This is a genomic window from Pseudomonas sp. QTF5 (assembly GCF_000512695.2).
GTDB lineage: Bacteria > Pseudomonadota > Gammaproteobacteria > Pseudomonadales > Pseudomonadaceae > Aquipseudomonas.
Window position 1 is genome coordinate 24,408 of record NZ_AZRW02000049.1, and the last position, 17,782, is coordinate 42,189.

13 protein-coding genes are annotated in these 17,782 nt (G+C 59.5%); 11 read left to right on the plus strand and 2 right to left on the minus strand.

Features of this window, described 5'->3' with window-relative positions:
• Positions 1–58: 58 nt before the first annotated feature.
• The 5 genes from IC37_RS26100 (at position 59) to pgaD (ending at position 8,363) form a co-directional block, all read left to right on the plus strand.
• Positions 59–1,570, plus strand: a complete 1,512-nt coding sequence (locus IC37_RS26100) for a YdgA family protein (protein ID WP_030128594.1) — start codon at positions 59–61, stop codon at positions 1,568–1,570.
• Positions 1,571–1,991: 421 nt separating this feature from the next.
• On the plus strand, positions 1,992–4,472 hold the full coding sequence (gene pgaA, locus IC37_RS26105; protein WP_030128593.1) for a poly-beta-1,6 N-acetyl-D-glucosamine export porin PgaA: 2,481 nt from the start codon (positions 1,992–1,994) through the stop codon (positions 4,470–4,472).
• A gap of 12 nt (positions 4,473–4,484) precedes the next feature.
• Positions 4,485–6,482 carry a poly-beta-1,6-N-acetyl-D-glucosamine N-deacetylase PgaB gene (pgaB, locus tag IC37_RS26110; protein ID WP_030128592.1) on the plus strand — a complete coding sequence of 666 codons (1,998 nt, stop codon included), beginning with the start codon at positions 4,485–4,487 and terminating at the stop codon, positions 6,480–6,482.
• 1 nt (position 6,483) lies between these two features.
• Entirely contained in the window at positions 6,484–7,839 is a 1,356-nt protein-coding gene (gene pgaC, locus IC37_RS26115; protein WP_030128591.1) for a poly-beta-1,6-N-acetyl-D-glucosamine synthase, read from the plus strand.
• Positions 7,836–8,363, plus strand: coding sequence for a poly-beta-1,6-N-acetyl-D-glucosamine biosynthesis protein PgaD (pgaD, locus tag IC37_RS26120; protein WP_030128590.1), 528 nt, complete (start codon positions 7,836–7,838; stop codon positions 8,361–8,363). Before pgaC ends, pgaD begins: the two co-directional genes overlap by 4 nt.
• Before the next feature lie 155 nt (positions 8,364–8,518).
• Here the strand turns inward: pgaD and IC37_RS26125 are convergent, their stop codons facing one another.
• On the minus strand, positions 8,519–10,048 hold the full coding sequence (locus IC37_RS26125) for an FAD-dependent oxidoreductase (protein ID WP_030128589.1): 1,530 nt from the start codon (positions 10,046–10,048) through the stop codon (positions 8,519–8,521).
• A 138-nt stretch (positions 10,049–10,186) separates the two neighbouring features.
• Between IC37_RS26125 and IC37_RS26130 the strand changes: the two genes are divergently transcribed.
• From IC37_RS26130 to IC37_RS26150, 5 genes are all read left to right on the plus strand, one after another.
• Positions 10,187–10,747 (plus strand): YbhB/YbcL family Raf kinase inhibitor-like protein, encoded by a 561-nt coding sequence (locus IC37_RS26130; RefSeq protein WP_030128588.1) that lies wholly within the window; start codon positions 10,187–10,189, stop codon positions 10,745–10,747.
• Positions 10,748–10,834: 87 nt separating this feature from the next.
• Positions 10,835–12,583 (plus strand): VWA domain-containing protein, encoded by a 1,749-nt coding sequence (locus IC37_RS26135; protein WP_030128587.1) that lies wholly within the window; start codon positions 10,835–10,837, stop codon positions 12,581–12,583.
• 17 nt (positions 12,584–12,600) lie between these two features.
• Positions 12,601–13,182, plus strand: a complete 582-nt coding sequence (locus IC37_RS26140) for an RNA polymerase sigma factor (RefSeq protein ID WP_030128586.1) — start codon at positions 12,601–12,603, stop codon at positions 13,180–13,182.
• On the plus strand, positions 13,179–13,799 hold the full coding sequence (locus tag IC37_RS26145; RefSeq protein WP_030128585.1) for a hypothetical protein: 621 nt from the start codon (positions 13,179–13,181) through the stop codon (positions 13,797–13,799). Before IC37_RS26140 ends, IC37_RS26145 begins: the two co-directional genes overlap by 4 nt.
• A gap of 21 nt (positions 13,800–13,820) precedes the next feature.
• Positions 13,821–14,087, plus strand: coding sequence for a hypothetical protein (locus IC37_RS26150; RefSeq protein ID WP_256580793.1), 267 nt, complete (start codon positions 13,821–13,823; stop codon positions 14,085–14,087).
• Between the two features lie 1,339 nt (positions 14,088–15,426).
• Here the strand turns inward: IC37_RS26150 and IC37_RS26155 are convergent.
• A complete protein-coding gene (locus IC37_RS26155) occupies positions 15,427–16,587 on the minus strand; it encodes a helix-turn-helix domain-containing protein (RefSeq protein ID WP_030128583.1) in 1,161 nt (386 codons plus the stop codon).
• A gap of 483 nt (positions 16,588–17,070) precedes the next feature.
• Between IC37_RS26155 and IC37_RS26160 the strand changes: the two genes are divergently transcribed.
• Entirely contained in the window at positions 17,071–17,616 is a 546-nt protein-coding gene (locus IC37_RS26160) for a hypothetical protein (protein WP_051414798.1), read from the plus strand.
• The last annotated feature ends 166 nt before the right edge of the window (positions 17,617–17,782 follow it).

Sequence of the window (17,782 nt, forward strand, 5' to 3'; positions counted from 1 at the left end):
GTCATGGGTTCAGGGAAGACGACCACACTTCCAACAACGGACATTGATCGGGTACTTCATGAATAAATCAGCAGGCGTGCTTCTAGGAATTGTCGTGGCCATCGGTGCAATCAGTGCCGGCGGTGCGTGGTACACCGGCAGCAAACTCGATGGGGTGCTGAACACCTCGATCGCCGACGCCAACAAAGAGCTGCAAGCCGCACTGGCAGGTTCCAACGGCACGGCGTCTCTTGAGCTGGTGTCGCTGGACCGCCATGTGTTCAGCAGCACCGCGCACTACCGCCTCAAGGGCGAAGGCGAGATGTTTGGTGAAGCACCGGTCGAGTTGCTGTTCGTCGACCGCATTGAACACGGCCCGCTGCCGTTCTCGCGCCTGGTGTCGCTGAAGTGGTTGCCGGTCCTGGCCACCAGTCACTACGAGCTGGAAAAGACCCCGCTGACCGAGAAGTGGTTCGCTGCCGCGAAGGACAAATCCCCGGTCAAAGGCGTGGTCAATATTGGCTACGACAATTCCACCAAGGGCACCCTCGAGTTTTTGCCGCTGGAAACAGCACTGGATGACAAATCCAATCTGACTTTCTCCGGCATGAAACTCGATGTAGCCGCCAGTGCCCAGGCGCAAAAGGTCAAGGCCGACGGTTACATGGACAGTCTGAAACTGACCACCGTGGCCGAAGACCAGACCCCGGTGCAGGTCGAGCTCAATGGCTTGACCGTGGCCAGTAACCTGAACAAAAGCACCTACGGTTATTACACCGGCGAAAACACCATCGAGCTGACCAACAGCAAGACCACCTTCGGCGCCAAGCAGTCGGTACTCGGCGTCAAGAACTTTGAAATGAAGAACAAGACCGAGGAATCGGGCACCAACGCTTCGGGGCGTGCCGATTACAAGGTCGGTGAAGTGTCCTTGAACGGCAAGGTTATCGGCTCTGCGCAAATGGCCATGAGCCTGAAAAACCTCGACATCCCGTCAACGATGTCGCTGATGCAGATCTACCAGACCAAACTGCAACCGTACGAGAAGGCCGCCGCTGAAGCCGCTGCCGCCGGGCAACCGGCACCGGAGCTGAACCTGACCCCGGCCGAAGAGGCGCAGGTCAAGACCGGCCTGGAAAAACTGCTGGCCGCCGGCCCGCAGGTGGCTCTGGAAAACCTGTCGTTTAACACCAGCAACGGCGAAAGTCGCGCCAACCTGGTGCTGGACCTGACCAAACCGCAGTCCATGGACCTGCCGCCAGATCAGTTGGTCAAGCAATTGATCGCGTTGCTGGATTTCAACGTATTGGTGTCCAAGCCAATGCTCGTTGACGTGCTCACCGTGCAGTCGCAAATCGACGGCCAGACCGACGCCAAGCTCATTTCCGATCAGGCGAGCGCAACCGCTGACATGTTTGGCAGCATGGCGGTCGGTACACAACTGGCGAAACTGGACGGCAACAACGTCGTCACCAAGCTGCACTACGCCAACAATCAAGTGGACTTCAACGGCCAAAAAATGACCCTCGAAGAATTTGTCGGCTTCGTGATGAGCAAACTCGGCGGCGCTGGCAACGTCACCATCCAGTAAATCGCAGGCTTCAGCGCAACGCCCGGCCTCTGCAACGCGCAGACGCCGGGCGTTTTGCTGTCTGGGGTTTCGAAGCGGGGGAGAGGGGGAGAGGGGGAGGAGGTTCCAATGCCAGTCAGTCAAGCGCAATCCATGTGGGAGCAGGCTTGCTCGCGTAGGCGTCGTGTCAGTCAATATCAATGTCTACTGACAGACCGCCTTCGCGAGCAAGCCCGCTCCCACAGATTCCGCACCTTGACTGACGGGCACCAGAGGAGGCCAGAACATCACGAATCTGAACAATTATTGTGCTCTGAATAGTTGACTTCGCTTGCATGCAAAACTGCGTCGATAAAGCCTGGCTGGGTCTTTCGATCCAGCTTTCCGCTACGAATGGGCAAGGGACATTGCGACCCGGCTGGCCATGTAAGGATGCTGACGAATGCCGTGTATTGCTGGTCCCTTTATTCATCGTGGTTTGCGCCCCTTGTTTCGCGTTGCGCTGTGCAGCCAATTACTTTGGCCGGCGCTGGCGTTCGCCGATACGCCTTACGACCAAATGGTTCGCGATGCACGGGCCGGCAACTACTCGCCTGCGCTGACGGTGTTGCGCCAGGTGCCGGTAAACCAGGCCACCACCGGCCAGATCAGCGATCACTTGCAGATCGCCAGCTGGGCGGGCCTGGATGCTGAAGTGGTCCAGGTCTATGAAACCCAAGGGCACAATCGGGCGTTGCCGGTTCAGGCCCTGACCGCTACCGCACGTGCCTATCGCAACCTCAAGCGCTGGGATTCGGCGACCCAGGTCTACAACAAAGCTTTGGCCCTTGCGCCACAAAATCCTGATCTTCAACTGGGCCTGGCAATGACCCAGGCCGACGCCGGTAAACCTGATGAGGCCGTTGCCCGCGCCAGGGCACTGGTGGCGGCGAAACCGGATGATCCTTCCCGCCGTCTGGCCCTGGCCTACGCCTTGACCCGCGCCGGAGCCACCTACGATGCACTGTTTGAATACGACCAGGCTTTCATCCGCGCTGGCAGCAAACCCGACGTCGCTCGGGAATACGTGGTTGCCCTGCAACGCGCCCGCCTGCCGGAGCCGGCCTTGCGTCTGGCGCATCAGCGGCCGGGGTTGATTGACCCGGTCACGCTACGACGCCTTGAAGGTGATCTTGCCGCTGAACGCGTGCGCCTGGCCGAGCTAGCCACTCGAAGCGAAAAAGAACGTTATGTAATCGCTGATCGGGCTCTGGCCGATTACGACCAGTTACTGACGACCTGGACGCCGGATCCTCAGGCCCACGATGACGTCATCCGCTGGCGAATCGATCGCATGGGCGCCCTCAAGGCTCGTGCGCGCACGGCCGATGTGATCGCCGAATACCAGAAGCTGCTCGCCGAAGGCGTGAAGATTCCGACCTACGCCCTGCGTTGGGTGGCGTCGTCCTATCTGGACCTGCGACAGCCGGAAATTGCCACCGATCTGTATCGCCAAGCGCTGATCACGCCGGATGCCGATGTCGGCGACCGCCCGCAAGGCAGCGCCGCGCTCTATTACGCCTTGCTCGAAAGCGACAAGGCCGATGAAGCGCGCCAGGTCGCCGAGGACCTGGCCAAGAACCAGAAACCGCGGATCGAGCTCAAGGGCTTGCCGGGCGGCATTCCCAACGATGAATGGATGGCCGCGCAGCAACTCGCCGCCCAGGCCGGCATCTACGGCGCCGATCTTCCGTCGGGCGAGCAACGTTTGCAGACGTTGGTAGATCAGGCGCCCGGTAACACCGGCCTGCGTCTGGCCCAGGCCGATCTGTACCTGGCCCGGGGCTGGCCACGGCGCGCCGAGAGTCAGCTCAAGGAGACCGAGAGCATGGCCCCCCGAGACGTCGTGCTGGAAATCGCTCAGGGCCACACCGCCATGGATCTGCAGGAATGGCGGCAGCTGGATGCGCTGACCGACGATGTGGTCGCGCGTTTTCCTGACAACCGGCAGGTGCAGCGTTTGCAGCGTCAGCGTGCGGTCCATGACATGGCCGAGCTGCGGGTGGAGGCCTATGGCGGCAAGAGTTATGGCGGGAGCAACGGCGACGCCGGGGCGGTCAACGGCAGTCGCGATTTCGGTATCGAAACCACGCTGTACAGCCCACCTATCGATGAAGACTGGCGTCTGTTCGCCAGTGCCGGTTATGCCACCGGCGACTTCAAGGAAGGCACTGGCCACCATCGCTTTCAGCGCGTCGGGCTTGAACGTCGAACCCGCGACATGACCTTGGAGGCGGAAGTATCCAACCACTCCTACGGCTTCGGTGACAAACAGGGCGCGCGCCTGGCGATTGCCCGAGACATCGACGATCACTGGCAGTACGGCGGCAGTCTCCAATACCTGTCGGCGCAAACGCCGTTGCGGGCCCTGAACAGCGACATCACCGCCAATGGCGGCAGCGGTTTCATCCGTTGGCGCGCCAATGAAAGCCGTGAATGGAAACTTTCGGTCAGCCCCTCGCATTTCAGTGATGGCAACAACCGTGTCGAAGCCTTGCTCACCGGTCGCGAAGGTGTTTACCGCGCGCCGGGGTTGCAGGTCGACCTCGGTCTGGAGGTCGGCACCAGCCATAACTCCAAATCCGGCGACGTGCCGTACTTCAACCCCAAATCCGACTTCAGCGTGTTGCCCACGGTGAACGTCAATCACGTGCTCTATCACCGCTACGAAACCTCCTGGAGCCAGCGGTTCCAGGCCGGTGCGGGCACCTATAGCCAGCGCGATCAGGGAACCGGCGGTGTCGGCCTGCTGGGTTACGGCCAGCGCTACAGCTGGAATGACGTATTCGAGGTGGGCGGTCTGTTGAGCGTGATCAACCGGCCTTACGACGGCGACCGCGAAACCGATCTGCGCTTGCTCGTCGACCTCACTTACCGCTTCTAGAAGAGTTTGAAGATGCCATTTATTTCGCGTTTCATCCTTTTGCTGGGAGTGCTGTTGATCAGCGCCTGCGCCCAGCAAGCCCCGGCCTTCGCACCGCCGTCCGAACGCCCGGTGTCGGCCAATGAAAAGCCGTGGCCGAAAAACCACGTACTCGGGATCGCTTACCACGATGTCGAAGACCGCGACCCCGACCAGGCGGTGGTGGCCGTGCGCACCGAGCGCATGATCGAGCAACTGGCGTGGCTGCGGGAGAACAACTACAAACCGGTCAGCGTCGACCAGATCATGGCGGCTCGCAACGGTGGCCCCGAGCTGCCGCCCCGGGCGATTCTGCTGAGCTTCGACGACGGCTACGCAAGCTTCTACACCCGCGTGTTGCCGGTGCTGCGCGCCTATAACTGGCATGCCTTGCTGGCGCCGGTCGGGGTGTGGATCGATACGCCGCTGAACCAGCCGGTGGATTTCGCCGGTACGCCGCGCCAGCGTTCGGACTTCCTGACCTGGGAGCAGATCCGCGAGATTTCCCGATCCGGCCTGGTGGAAATCGCCGCCCACACCGATGCCAGCCACAAAGGCGTGTTGGCCAACCCGCAAGGCAACCTGCAACCGGCCGCCGCGACGCGGCGCTATGACGCCGCTACCGGGCGCTACGAAACCGAAGCCCAATTTCAGGCCCGGATGCGCGCCGACGTGGCGACCATCTCGGAAAAGATCCGCAAGGTCACTGGCTACAAACCGCGTGTCTGGGTCTGGCCATACGGCGTGGCGGATGGCACCTCGCTGCAAGTGATCGACGATCAGGGTTATCAGATGGCCCTGACCCTGGATGACGGCCTCGATGCCCTCGACAACCTGATGAGCAGCCCGCGCTTTTTGGTGGCCTCGGACCCGAATGGCGAACGTTTCGCCAACAGCATCGTCTCGGTGCAGTCCAAATCGCCGATGCGCGTGGTGCATGTGGACCTGGACAACGTCTACGACCCGGACCCGGCCCAACAGGACATCAACCTTGGCAAACTGATCCAGCGTATGGCCGACATGGGCGCCAACACGGTGTTCCTGCAAGCCTTCGCCGACCCTGCGGGCGATGGCCTGGTGCGCTCGCTGTACTTCCCTAACCGGCACCTGCCGATGCGCGCCGATATCTTCGACCGCGTAGCCTGGCAGTTGCGCACCCGGGCTCAGGTGAAAGTCTATGCCTGGATGCCGGTGCTGAGTTTCGCCCTGGATTCGAAGCTGCCACGCATCACCCGCTGGGACCCGAAAACCGCTACCACGTCGATCGATCCGGACCAGTACAAGCGCTTGTCGCCATTCGATCCGAACGTGCGGCGCATCATCGGTGAAATCTACGAAGACGTGGCACGCCTGACCTCGGTCGACGGCATCCTCTATCACGATGACGCGGTGCTCTCGGACTTCGAAGACGCCTGCCCCGAAGCCCTGAAGGTCTATGCCGCCAACGGTTTGCCCGGTTCGATTGCCGCCCTGCGCGCCGACCCGGCCACCCTGCAGCGCTGGACACGATTCAAGAGCCGCTACCTGATCGATTTCACTCACGAGCTGACGGCCAAGGTCCACGCGATTCGTGGCCCGCAAGTGAAAACGGCGCGCAATATTTTCGCCGAACCGATGCTCAACCCCGAGAGCGAAGCGTGGTTCGCGCAGAACCTCGACGACTTCCTGGGTGCCTACGACTGGACGGCACCGATGGCCATGCCGCTCATGGAAAAACAGAGCCGCCAGCAATCCGGCCCTTGGCTCGAAAAGCTGGTGGCGACAGTGAAATCGCGCCCCGGCGCACTCGACCGCACGGTGTTCGAATTGCAGGCCCGGGACTGGACGAAAAACGCCGGCGCCGACATCAACAGTGCGCAATTGACCGACTGGATGGGTCGCCTCAAGCGTCAGGGCGCCACCAGTTTCGGCTACTACCCGGACAACTTTCTCGAGAACCAGCCGGACCTGAAAACCGTGCGGCCCGCGCTCTCCAACAAGTGGAATCCATAACATGCTGGACAGACTTTTAGCCCTGCTGGTTCTGGCGATCGTCCTTGGGGTTCCCCTCGGGCTGATCTTTCTGCTCACCGGGCAATTCCTGATGGACTTCGTGTTCTTCTATCCACTGTTCATGTCAGGACTATGGATTGCCGGCGGCCTGTATTTCTGGCTGCACTGGGAGCGGCATTGGCCGTGGCAGGACGACACCTTGCCGCCACCGCTGGCCGGCGAGCCGCTGATCTCGATCCTGATCCCTTGCTACAACGAAGGCGACAACGCGGCCGATACCATCCACGCGGCGCTGGCGCAGCATTACCCGAACATCGAAGTGATCGCGATCAACGACGGCTCCAAGGACAACACCGCCGCGGTGCTCGACGCACTGGCAGCGCAGGATCCGCGCCTGCGGGTGCTGCACCTGGCAGAAAACCAGGGCAAGGCCGTGGCCCTGCGCATGGGCGCCATCGCGGCGCGCAGCGAGTATCTGGTGTGCATCGACGGTGACGCGCTGCTGGCGCCGAACACCGCGGCGTATCTGGTGGCGCCAATGCTCGACAATGCGCGACTGGGCGCCGTGACCGGCAACCCGCGAATCCGCACCCGTTCGACCCTGATCGGTCGCGTGCAGGTTGGTGAGTTCTCGTCGATCATCGGCCTGATCAAGCGCACCCAACGGGTATTCGGGCGGATCTTTACCGTTTCCGGAGTGATCGTCGCCTTCCGTCGCACAGCGCTGAACCGGGTCGGTTACTGGAGCCCGGACATGATCACCGAAGACATCGACATCAGCTGGAAGCTGCAACTGGATCACTGGAGCATTTTCTACGAGCCCCGCGCGTTGTGCTGGATCCTCATGCCGGAAACCCTCGGCGGCCTGTGGAAGCAGCGTCTGCGCTGGGCCCAGGGCGGCGCCGAAGTGCTGTTCAAGAACATCCGTGGCATCTGGCAATACCGCCATCGTTACCTCTGGCCGTTGTTGTTCGAATACTGCCTGTCCACCGGTTGGGCCTTCACCTTCCTGCTGGCGGTGATCTTCTGGGGCGTCGGCAAATTCATTGATATGCCGCCAGCCATTGCCGTCGATCACCTGTTGCCTCCAGCCTTTACCGGGCTGCTGTTGGCAGTAGTCTGCCTGGTGCAATTCGCGGTCAGTATCCTGATCGACCGCCGTTATGAAAAAGGACTTGGGAAGACCATGTTCTGGGTGGTCTGGTATCCGCTGGTGTTCTGGTTCATCAGCCTGCTCACCACCCTGGTCAGCTTCCCCAAAGTGCTGTTCGGCCAACATCAGAAGCGCGCGCGCTGGGTTAGCCCGGACCGGGGCATCAAGCCGCTGAATGACGATGAAGAGGAAGTCATCAAATGAGAATCATCAGAACCCGGCAGCGGCCCTTTCTGGTCGTGATCGATGTTTTTTTCACCGTACTGGCCTGGGTCGGGCTGCTGTATTTGCTGGCGCGGGGTTTGTGGCCGTTGATCGATACTCATGACGGCCCGCGCATCGATGCGTCATTTTTCGACGCCCTCGGCACGTTGCAGATTTACCTGTGGGTGGCGCTGCTGAACGCGGCGGTCCTGATCGGCTGGGCGCGTTATCAACAGCGCAAAAGCAAGCGTTTCGCCCAGCGCCGTTTGCCGGCTCCGGTGGTGGATGATCAGGGGCTAAGCAAAAGCTTCAAGCTGACCGGCGACCGACTGGAGAAGCTGCGCACGCCGGGCTCAATGACCATTCACAACGATCAGGATGGCGATGTCAGTCATGTGGTTACGCACTACTTCCTGGTTGAGCCGGCGGACCTGCGGCCACCATTGGCGCCGCTGGAGCATCCGTTCGTGATTCGCTTACCGGCCGAAGATGACGACAATCGAGAGCTGGTGAGCCATCTCTAGGCGTGTGTTCATCTGTGGCGAGGGAGCTTGCTCCCGCTGGAGGCCGAAGGACTCCTGATGCCATTAACCGCGCTGTATCTGATAGCGCGTTGTCACCGATTTTGCGTCTGCTTCGCAGACGAACGGGAGCAAGCTCCCTCGCCACAAAGTCGCCGTCAGCTCAGGTCACGAATCAGACGCCAAGCCTCATCCACCGACAGCGGCTGTTTCATCCGTTCAGCGAGCATCGCCATGGCCCGCTCCTGATCGCAGGCAACAGCGGCCGCCACCACGCCATTCTTGCCGAACAAGCCAATAAACGGTGGATGGTCAGGATCGCCCTTGAACTCGACCTCGTCCCAGGCTTCGGCGTGGCCGAGGTAATCGTAGTTTTTGCCAAAGTGCCAGGTCCAGAAATACGGCACATCGAGGTAGCGCTCGTCGCCGCCGAGCATATTCGCCGCTGCAATTCGCGCCTGTTGCTGGGCCAGGCGCCAGTGCTCGATCCGTTGGGGCTGGCCGTTGAGCGGGAAGGTCACGATGTCGCCGACGGCCCAGAGCCCGTCGGTCACACGCATCCCGCCATCGACCTTCAACGACTGATCTTTTTCTTTTGGCAGATCGGCAAACGGGGTGGTTGCCGGGGTGACGCCAATACCGACCAACACCAGATCCGCCGGCAAGCGCTGACCATTGTCCAGCAGCACCGCTTCGACCTTGCCTGCGCCTTCGATCTGCGTGGCTTCGCCATCGGTATGAAACACCACGCCGTTGGCCTCGTGCAGGGCGCGAATCGCTTTGCCGACAGCTTCGCCGAACTGCGCCTCGAAGGGGATGGCATGGCGCGCCAGGACGGTGACGTCCAGGCCGTATTGACGCAGGGATGACGCGGACTCCAGGGCAATGAAACTGTCGCCGACGATCACTGCCCGTTGCCCGGGTTTTGCGGTCGTCAGAATCTGCTGCGCTTGCACCTTCGAACGCAGCACGAACACCTGCGGCAGATCGGCGCCGGGCAGCGACAGAGACTTGGGTATGCCGCCGGTGGCGATCACGGCGGCGTCATAGCTCAACGATTGGCCATCGGCCAGGCGCAGGGCCCGGATCGGTGCATCCAGGCCGATCACATCGCTGTTTATCCGTTCAATGCGCTGTTCGCTATAAAAACCTTCATCCCGCAGTGGGGGAACTTCATCCGGCGACATCTCCCCGGCAATCACGAATTTGCTCAATACCGTCCGGTCGTAACCGGCCTCGGGCTCACGGTCGATCAGCATCACCCGGCCGCCGAAACCTTTCTCCCGCAATGCCGCCGCACAAGCCGTACCCGCAGCGCCAGCACCGATGATCACAAAGGTTCGCTTATCGTCCGCCGGCGGGATGCTGGGGGTGGGCATCGGTTGGTCGTCGACCCAGACCTCATCGTCGCGGACTTCAAGCGGATAGCGCAGCAGACTGTCCAGGGAGGGTGGTTCGCACAGCGCGCCGTCTTCGAGCCGATAAGCCGCCTTGTGCCATGGGCAGATCAATCGTCCCTCACACAGCGCACCTTTGGCCAAGGGAGCCCCGGTGTGGGGACATTTGCCCTGATAGGCGCGCAATTGATCGCCGACCCGCAGCAAGACGATTTTCGTCTTATCGATCCGGACTTCAAGGCCACGGTCTTGGGGCACATCGGCGAAACGGGCGACGCGATGCAGTGCCATGGTCGATCTCCAGGCAGGTGTTCACTTAGGAGTTTGGCGCCTATTCCGAGGTTCAGCCAATTCCCGCTGCCACCGCACGAACGGTCCGGCTATAGTTTGCCAGCCGACGACGGCCCCACCCGCACAAGGTGCTCCGGTATGACCCGATTGACCTCTCTGAACCCTTGGCTGGCGGCCGTTGCAGTCGCCCTTTGCGTGCAATTTCCAGCACAGGCCCAGGAGCGTTTCACCCTCAGCATTCCCGGTGTTTCGGACAATCGCCTGTTCACCTCGGCGGCGGCCAGCGATGCCAGCGGTTGTGGCGGCAAGAACCAATCCCCGGCCCTGAGCTGGAACGCCGGCCCCCCGGGCACTCTCAGTTACGCCATCGTCATGCACGACCCGGACGGCCAGAAAGGCCTCGGCGTCGATCACTGGATTCATTACGGCATCAAGGCCGCGACGCGTCAGATCCCGGCCGGCGTCGGCGCCAAGTCCGCCCTCGAAGGCGTAGGCGGCAGCAACAGCAAAGGCACCACCGGTTACATCGGCCCTTGCCCGCCCGTCGGGGACAGCTCCCATCACTACCTCATTCAGCTTTACGCCCTGGACCTGGCGCCAGACGCCTTGCCCGCCGGCCTGACTCGCGCGCAGTTGATGGAGCAGATCAAAGGCCATGTGCTGAAAAACAGCAGTGTGGTGCGGCGTTATCACCGCTGAAGATTTTTCACTTCGGCTTAACCCGAACCGATCGGGCTGCCCGTCTCAGAGGATGAATGAGTCAATTTCCTCCTGAGGTCAGCCCCCATGTCCCTCCCTCTGCATTTTCTCCGCCCGGCCGCCCAGGGTTTCGCCGCCGGGTTGTTGCTGGCCGTTGCCGGTTGCGGCGCTTCATCCACGCCAGATTCTGAGACGAACAGCCCGGCAGCGGTTGCGCCTCCGGTTCAAGGCGCGCTGAAAACTGAAGCATTGGTGCGTAGCGAAGCGGTCATGGAGGACACCGCGTTGGCCAAGCGCAGCGCGCGACCGGCACCGTTGGCTGCTTTCGCGCCCATGCCGACCGGTGAAGCTTATCCACAGGGCTATCGAGATGAGCAGCGGGAGCAATATCAGACGCTGGCCGATAACCCGATTCACAGCGTGGCCGAGGCGCCGGTCTCGACCTTCAGTGCCGACGTCGATACCGGCGCTTACGCCAATGTCCGACGCTTGCTCAACCAGGGGCGTTTGCCTCCCGAAGGGGCAGTGCGGCTGGAAGAAATGGTCAATTACTTCCCCTACGATTACGCCTTGCCCACCGATGGCTCGCCGTTCGGCGTGACCACCGAGCTGGCACCGTCGCCCTGGAACCCGCATACCCGATTGCTGCGCATCGGCATCAAGGCCTCTGATCGCGCGGTGGCGGAATTGGCCCCGGCGAATCTGGTGTTTCTGGTGGACGTGTCCGGCTCGATGGATCGTCGCGAAGGCTTGCCCATGGTCAAAAGCACGCTGAAATTGCTGGTCGATCAATTGCGCGAGCAGGACCGGGTTTCGCTGGTGGTGTATGCCGGACAATCTCGTGTGGTGCTGGAGCCGACGTCCGGACGGGAAAAAGCGAAAATTCGTACCGCCATCGATCAATTGACTGCGGGCGGCTCGACCGCCGGCGCCTCGGGTATCGAACTGGCTTACCAAATGGCGCAACAGGCGTTTATCCCCAAAGGCATCAACCGCATCCTGCTGGCCACCGACGGTGACTTCAACGTCGGCATCAGCGACTTCGACAGCCTCAAACAAATGGCTGTGGATAAACGCAAAACCGGCGTCTCTCTGACCACCTTGGGTTTTGGTGTGGATAACTACAATGAACACCTGATGGAACAACTGGCCGATGCTGGCGACGGCAACTACGCCTACATCGACAACCTGCGCGAGGCGCGCAAAGTGCTGGTGGATCAGCTCGGCTCGACCCTCGCGGTAGTGGCGAAGAATGTGAAGCTGCAGGTGGAGTTCAACCCGGCGCAGGTCAGCGAATATCGGCTGTTGGGTTATGAGAATCGCGCCTTGAAGCGTGAGGATTTCAGCAACGACAAAGTCGACGCCGGAGAAATCGGCGCAGGGCATACGGTGACGGCGTTGTATGAAATTGTGCCCAAGGGCGAGAAGGGCTGGCTGGAACCGCTGCGCTATGGCAATCCCGCAGCGGATGCTTCCGCAAAGAACGGAGAATTGGCGATGCTGCGAGTGCGTTATCAGTTGCCGGAAGGTGGGAATAGTCGCTTGATCGAGCGGCCAATCCTGAATGGAGAGCTGAGTGGTGAGGCCGGCAAACTGTCGGCAGCCAGCAATGATCTGCGCTTTGCTGCCGCCGTCGCTGCCTTTTCCCAGCAACTCAAGGACGGGCGTTATACCGGTAATTTCAGCCTCAAGGACACCGAAGCCCTGGCCCGTGGCGCCCGGGGTGATGATCAATTCGGCCTGCGCAGTGAATTCGTGCAATTGGTGGAGTTGGCGCAGAGCCTGCGAACCCCGACCGCCGCGAATCAACAGCCCAACGACAACCGGATAGAGTGAAAGAGGCCAGCGCTGACATGTCCGATCCTGAAATCAGCTCCGCCGCCGGCAGCGACGAATCGCTGCTGGCGCGCTACCGCTCCGGCGACGGGCCGGCGTTCGAAGTTTTGTACGCCCGTCATCGCCAGGGCCTTTATCGATTCCTCCTCAGCCTCAGCGGCAAGCCCGAACTGGCCGAAGAGGTGTATCAGGAAACCTGGCTGAGCCTGATCCGCAGCACCAGTCAGCCACAAGGCCGGGCGAACTTTCGTACCTGGCTCTACCAGATTGCCCGCAACCGATTGATCGATCACTGGCGCAAACATGGCATCCACAACCCCTTGCACGACAGCTACGACGAACAGGCTCACGCCCTGATCGATAACGCCGCCGACCCGGAACAACTGCTGAGTCTGAGCCGCGACAGCCAGCGTCTCGAAGCCGCCCTGCAAACCCTGCCCGCCGACCAGCGCGAAGTGTTCCTGCTGCGAGCCCACGGCGATCTCGACCTGCCGCAGATCGCCACCCTCACCGAAACACCGCTGGAAACCGTCAAAAGTCGCTTGCGCTACGCCCAGCAAAAACTGCGTCGGCTGCTGGCCGAGGAGGTACTGACATGACTGACGCCCCAAAAACACCGTCATCGCCTGACGATGAAGTGCTCAAGCATTTCCGCGACCACGCAACCGGCGAACCACCAGCGCATCTCGACGCCTTCATCCTGGCCGCCGCACACCGCGAAGCCCCCGCACCGAAGCCGAACCCGTGGCAACGCTGGCTCCGCGCCTGCCAGCAACCCCGCTGGCAAGTCGCTTTCGCCAGCCTCGTCGGCGTCGCCCTGATGCTAGCGTTGGTGCAACGCACGCCGGAACAACTGCCGAGCTATGACTTCGCGCCTGCGCCCAAAGCGTCCGCCCCGGCCGCGAAACCGGAAGCCGCTGCCCGTTCCAAGGCTGCACCGACCGGCGCTTTAACTGCCCCCGCCCCGGCTGCGCCCATGGCGGAGTTCTCGGCACCGTTGCAACGCGAGTCGATCAATAGCGAAATAGCTGATGAAGCAAAAGTCAGCAAACGCTTAGCCGCGCCGGCCAAGTCATTGGATGATCAATTACGTGAAGTGATACGTCTGCAAGACACCGGTCAAACTCAAGCCGCCGAGGCGTTGATGACCACATTGCACAAGCGCTTTCCCAAGGAAAACCTCACGGCCCGACTCAAGGATTTGCAGAAGAAATGAGGTGAACAGCGGTCGGCAAATTTGGCATCGACACCCGAAAGCGCGCACTATCGGCCTATAGCCGATGCGTTGGAGGATGCCGTGGCACAAAAAATCGACCGCATCGCCCAAATGCTCAACTGCCCGGTGAAGGGTGAGGAATTACGGCGAGCAGTGACTGAGAGTCGCAAGGAGTTTCTTCTGGCGAAGCAGGCAGAAGATGATCTTGAGGAAGACGTTCTTGATGATGAAGTGATCGAGGACGAAGAGGATGATGATTACGACGAGTTTGACTGGACGACAGAATGAAAAAACCGCTTCGGCGGTTTTTTTGTACCCACAAAAAAGCCCCAGACCCTGCGGTCTGAGGCTTTCTCGCTTCTACGTGTGGTGCCAGGCGTCGTTTGAACTGAGCTCTGCGGGCCCCGTTATATAAGGGTTTGGTTGGTGGCGTTTCGGTTAGGCATACACGTGGGCATACACGGTCCCGGCTACTGCTAGGCCACGAACCGTATCCATAGCGCTTTTCCTAACCGTGACAGCCAACCGACTTGGTAGCTTGGCTTCAGATACCAGCCGATGAGGCGTACCTCGGCGCCTTGCTGTTGGCGAAAGCGCAAAGCCGTGTAACCAAGCCCAGAAAACCGCCGGGGACCCTGAGGCTTTCCTCACGGTACGGGGTCGGAAACCCGCGGCATCGTGTTAGGGACAGGCTGCGCAGCTTACTGAAATTTCAAACGTTGAAATTGAAAGGATCTTGAAGAAAAAGGGCACCGTTACCGTGTCGGTAATGATGCCCCTTTGTGTTGCTGATAACGCACGCTTGGCGTTGGTCAACTGAGTCAACTCCGTCAACCTGTCAACCAACTTAAAAAATCCAGCCGCTAACACGAACGCGCGGGTTCTCTGCCCCGTGTCTATCCGAAATGCCCAGGGTCCCCAGCGACGTTCCAGTTCATAGTGCAAATGCACTGGTGAACAGCAGTTCACCCGGTTCACCTGTTCACTAAGCTGGGCAATTTTCCGCTAACAAGATCGGGCGGGTTACTCGCCCCGTGTCGAGAGGTATTTCTCAGGGGCCCCGGCGCATTTGGGTGTTTTTTGAACTGAGTTAACCATTAACCGATTTTTTTCTCCGGACAGTCAGGAGCTCGCGGGTTTCCGACCCCGTACTACCGAACCCTCCCAGGGGACGCGGCGATTCCGAGATCTCGGTTGATGTTTTTCCCTATTAGTTGTGGGCAGATGGCAGCCTCAAGCGTCTTGGCGTTCTGCGACCCTGCGTTCGAATTCTGCTTCAGTCGATACCGAGTCAGTATTCCACTCGCTGGCGGGTTTATCATCCACGGGGTGTGGGGGGCGCGAAAAGACGTGTTACAGGTGTTACAGGTGTTACGAGTAACATTAACCTATTGAATTTGTTGGGTTTTATCGCCGTTACACGCCTCTAACCCATTACGAGCATTGGGTGTTACAAGCCAAATAGGTGTTACAAACGTAGGCCGCAATCGGCCATTAGCGGACATAATCACTGGCAGTAATCTGCACTGTCAGCGCCATGTCCTGATCGCTTATCTAATCGTCACCGCTTTAAAAAGATCTGCTGCGGATAAGATTGCGAATCGGGACAGGGTACGTCGCATTGTTCTTATCTACCCTTGGCTCTCTCCGCAAAGAAGAATTTCTTGTAGCCCTCGAAGTCCATCGAGAGAACTTCGCCTGTTGTCTCTATCAGGTGCTCCTCCTCAATCGGTGTAGCCAGCTCACCCCCTAGGACGCGCACACGTAGGAGCAATCTGCTCGGGGCCTGTGGGAGGATCGCTAGTAACTCTGATCTGGCCTGCTCTCCTGGTAGTAAAGACCCAAGGCGAATGTGACATATTGGAGTTCGGCCACTTTCATCTACCTTCAGCTTCACATCCTTTTTAGCCAATACCTCTTGTACTGATAAGTGACTGGTAATGTTCCATGTAGGCTCAGGCTCGTCAGGTAAATCGGATCCGGCGATCAACTGAACCGCCTGGGAGTCTAGTGCCTCTACAGTTACCTCAAGCTTGGAGTTGGACAGCTGTACGCCGGATCGATTGATCAAAACCAATCGTAGAGCGATGAGTGCTTGGTTCACGCGTGTGTATTCGCCGTACTCCCGCCAAAAATCACTGTTGTCCCTATCGAGGCCTATAAACTCGGGCGGATCAAAAGGGCCACGAGGTTTGCGTTCTCTCACGAAGTCCGGAAACTCCTCGGTGAACTGCAAGTAGGTGTGAGCAAAGCTATTGGGAAGTTCTTCGTTCTCGGGAGTCAGTAGGGACAACTCGATTTTCAAATTGCCACGACCGGTATCCTCATTTGCCATCGCGATGGTTTCGACCGGCTCGGCTTCGTCAGTGCTGCTACCTCGGCGGACATACACCACATTGCTTTTGAGTTTGCCGTAAGCAGTTGCGAGGTAAAACGGACGCTTCTGTCTGGGAATGATGATGATGCCCACCGTTTTCTCTTCATACAGGTGCTCCTCGTAGCGGAACGTCAGCTTCGGTTTCACCTTGCCGTTCACGAACTGCTGTATCCGAGAGTCATCGATGCTCTCTTGTATACCGACGACTTCAGCGGGGTGGGGGCGCTGATCCTTAAAACCTAGAAGGATGTAGCCAGTGCCATCCCGCCAGGAGTTGGCGATTGCGAGAATGTCCTTGAGCAGCTCTGATTTGTCGGCCTCAGTGCCGCTATTGAAGCGGTACTGGGCAGACTTGAAGTCAATATCAGTGCCCTCGCTCTTGTAGCGAAGCATGTTCAACAGATCTATCATTTTCGCGCTCACGCCTTGATTTGGTATGGACCCGATTTGAACATGATGGCTCCCAACGCGGTAGGTGGCGTTAGTCGCCTGGAAAGGGAGAGGTTGACCTTCAGCTTAGGGGGGGAGCAAGAGTGCGAGCTATCGGCCGATTGTGTTGAAAAAGTCGAGTTCGCTTTCCCCGGCAGAAAAGTACGCGTCTGAGCTTGAAATCTATGCTTTGCGCAGAAGACTCATTACGCAGATTTGACATAGCAGCGTGCAAAAATGGCGCTTCCATTAGTCAATGTGCGGGTAGCCATGCCGGGGCGACTTTTTCAACAGAATCGGCCGACAGCAGACGCTAGGCGGTTAGCCATGGTGAAATCCGATATGGATGCCAGCCCGTACGGCTGTATCTTCGCAACGCCGTCAGAGTGGATAGCAGCGCATCCGAGTTTTCCAAGCTCTTTCGGCGAACCGTGGAGACGCAAAACAATTTTCTAAGGAGTTTTTATGCCTATCCCTTCCGCAGTTTGGAACACCATCGAATCCGACATGCGTGCCGTAACAGTCCTGACTCAGAGCGGCTGTGACACGCACGCGCTGGCCCTGGTGTTCAGTTCAATTGATAAAATGGCTTGGCTTAGCAGCGCAAATATCGACCACACCCGTAGTGACTTCATACGTTGGGTCGACGATTACCTTCTACCAGCAGGCTCAATCTCTCTTGACGCAATTGACCTTTACGCAGCGAGATGCGGATTTCTCCATACTGGCTCCTCAGAGTCAAAACTGTTTCGCGACGGAAAAGCGAAGCAAATCTTTTATTCCGTCGGACCTCGTAGGCCACAGGGAGAGATACTGGCCGAGGTCCACGCGAAGCTACCAAAATTAGGTCTCACACCAGACGACGTGGTCATAGTTCAGTGCATCGAGCTGTTGGAGCAGTGGGTGGCAGCTATGGAGCGATTCACCGACGCCATAAAGGCAGACACCTCCCTTGAGGCCCACACAAAAGAACGGGCTGAACTTCAATTGGCCGTTTTCCCAGTAGCTTGAGGCCACCTACGGCCTGTCCGCAGCCTCTAGAATTCCCTCACAACCGAATCGCCTCAGCGCAAGCCCGCTTCGGGTCGATAGCTGCCCTTTGTGACCGGCAGAAATCGGCCAGAAGCGGACGTTCATAGCGGTCCACTTCTGACCGACAGCTGACTGTCCGAGAGGG

Excerpts from the sequence above, each read along its gene's own strand:
- IC37_RS26140 (WP_030128586.1), top strand. The coding sequence starts at position 12,601 with ATGTCCGATCCTGAAATCAGCTCCGCCGCCGGCAGCGACGAATCGCTG.
- pgaC (WP_030128591.1), top strand. The coding sequence starts at position 6,484 with ATGCTGGACAGACTTTTAGCCCTGCTGGTTCTGGCGATCGTCCTTGGG.
- IC37_RS26100 (WP_030128594.1), top strand. The coding sequence starts at position 59 with ATGAATAAATCAGCAGGCGTGCTTCTAGGAATTGTCGTGGCCATCGGT.
- IC37_RS26160 (WP_051414798.1), top strand. The coding sequence starts at position 17,071 with ATGCCTATCCCTTCCGCAGTTTGGAACACCATCGAATCCGACATGCGT.
- pgaD (WP_030128590.1), top strand. The coding sequence starts at position 7,836 with ATGAGAATCATCAGAACCCGGCAGCGGCCCTTTCTGGTCGTGATCGAT.
- IC37_RS26130 (WP_030128588.1), top strand. The coding sequence starts at position 10,187 with ATGACCCGATTGACCTCTCTGAACCCTTGGCTGGCGGCCGTTGCAGTC.
- pgaA (WP_030128593.1), top strand. The coding sequence starts at position 1,992 with ATGCCGTGTATTGCTGGTCCCTTTATTCATCGTGGTTTGCGCCCCTTG.
- IC37_RS26125 (WP_030128589.1), bottom strand. The coding sequence starts at position 10,048 with ATGGCACTGCATCGCGTCGCCCGTTTCGCCGATGTGCCCCAAGACCGT.
- IC37_RS26155 (WP_030128583.1), bottom strand. The coding sequence starts at position 16,587 with ATGATAGATCTGTTGAACATGCTTCGCTACAAGAGCGAGGGCACTGAT.
- IC37_RS26145 (WP_030128585.1), top strand. The coding sequence starts at position 13,179 with ATGACTGACGCCCCAAAAACACCGTCATCGCCTGACGATGAAGTGCTC.
- pgaB (WP_030128592.1), top strand. The coding sequence starts at position 4,485 with ATGCCATTTATTTCGCGTTTCATCCTTTTGCTGGGAGTGCTGTTGATC.
- IC37_RS26135 (WP_030128587.1), top strand. The coding sequence starts at position 10,835 with ATGTCCCTCCCTCTGCATTTTCTCCGCCCGGCCGCCCAGGGTTTCGCC.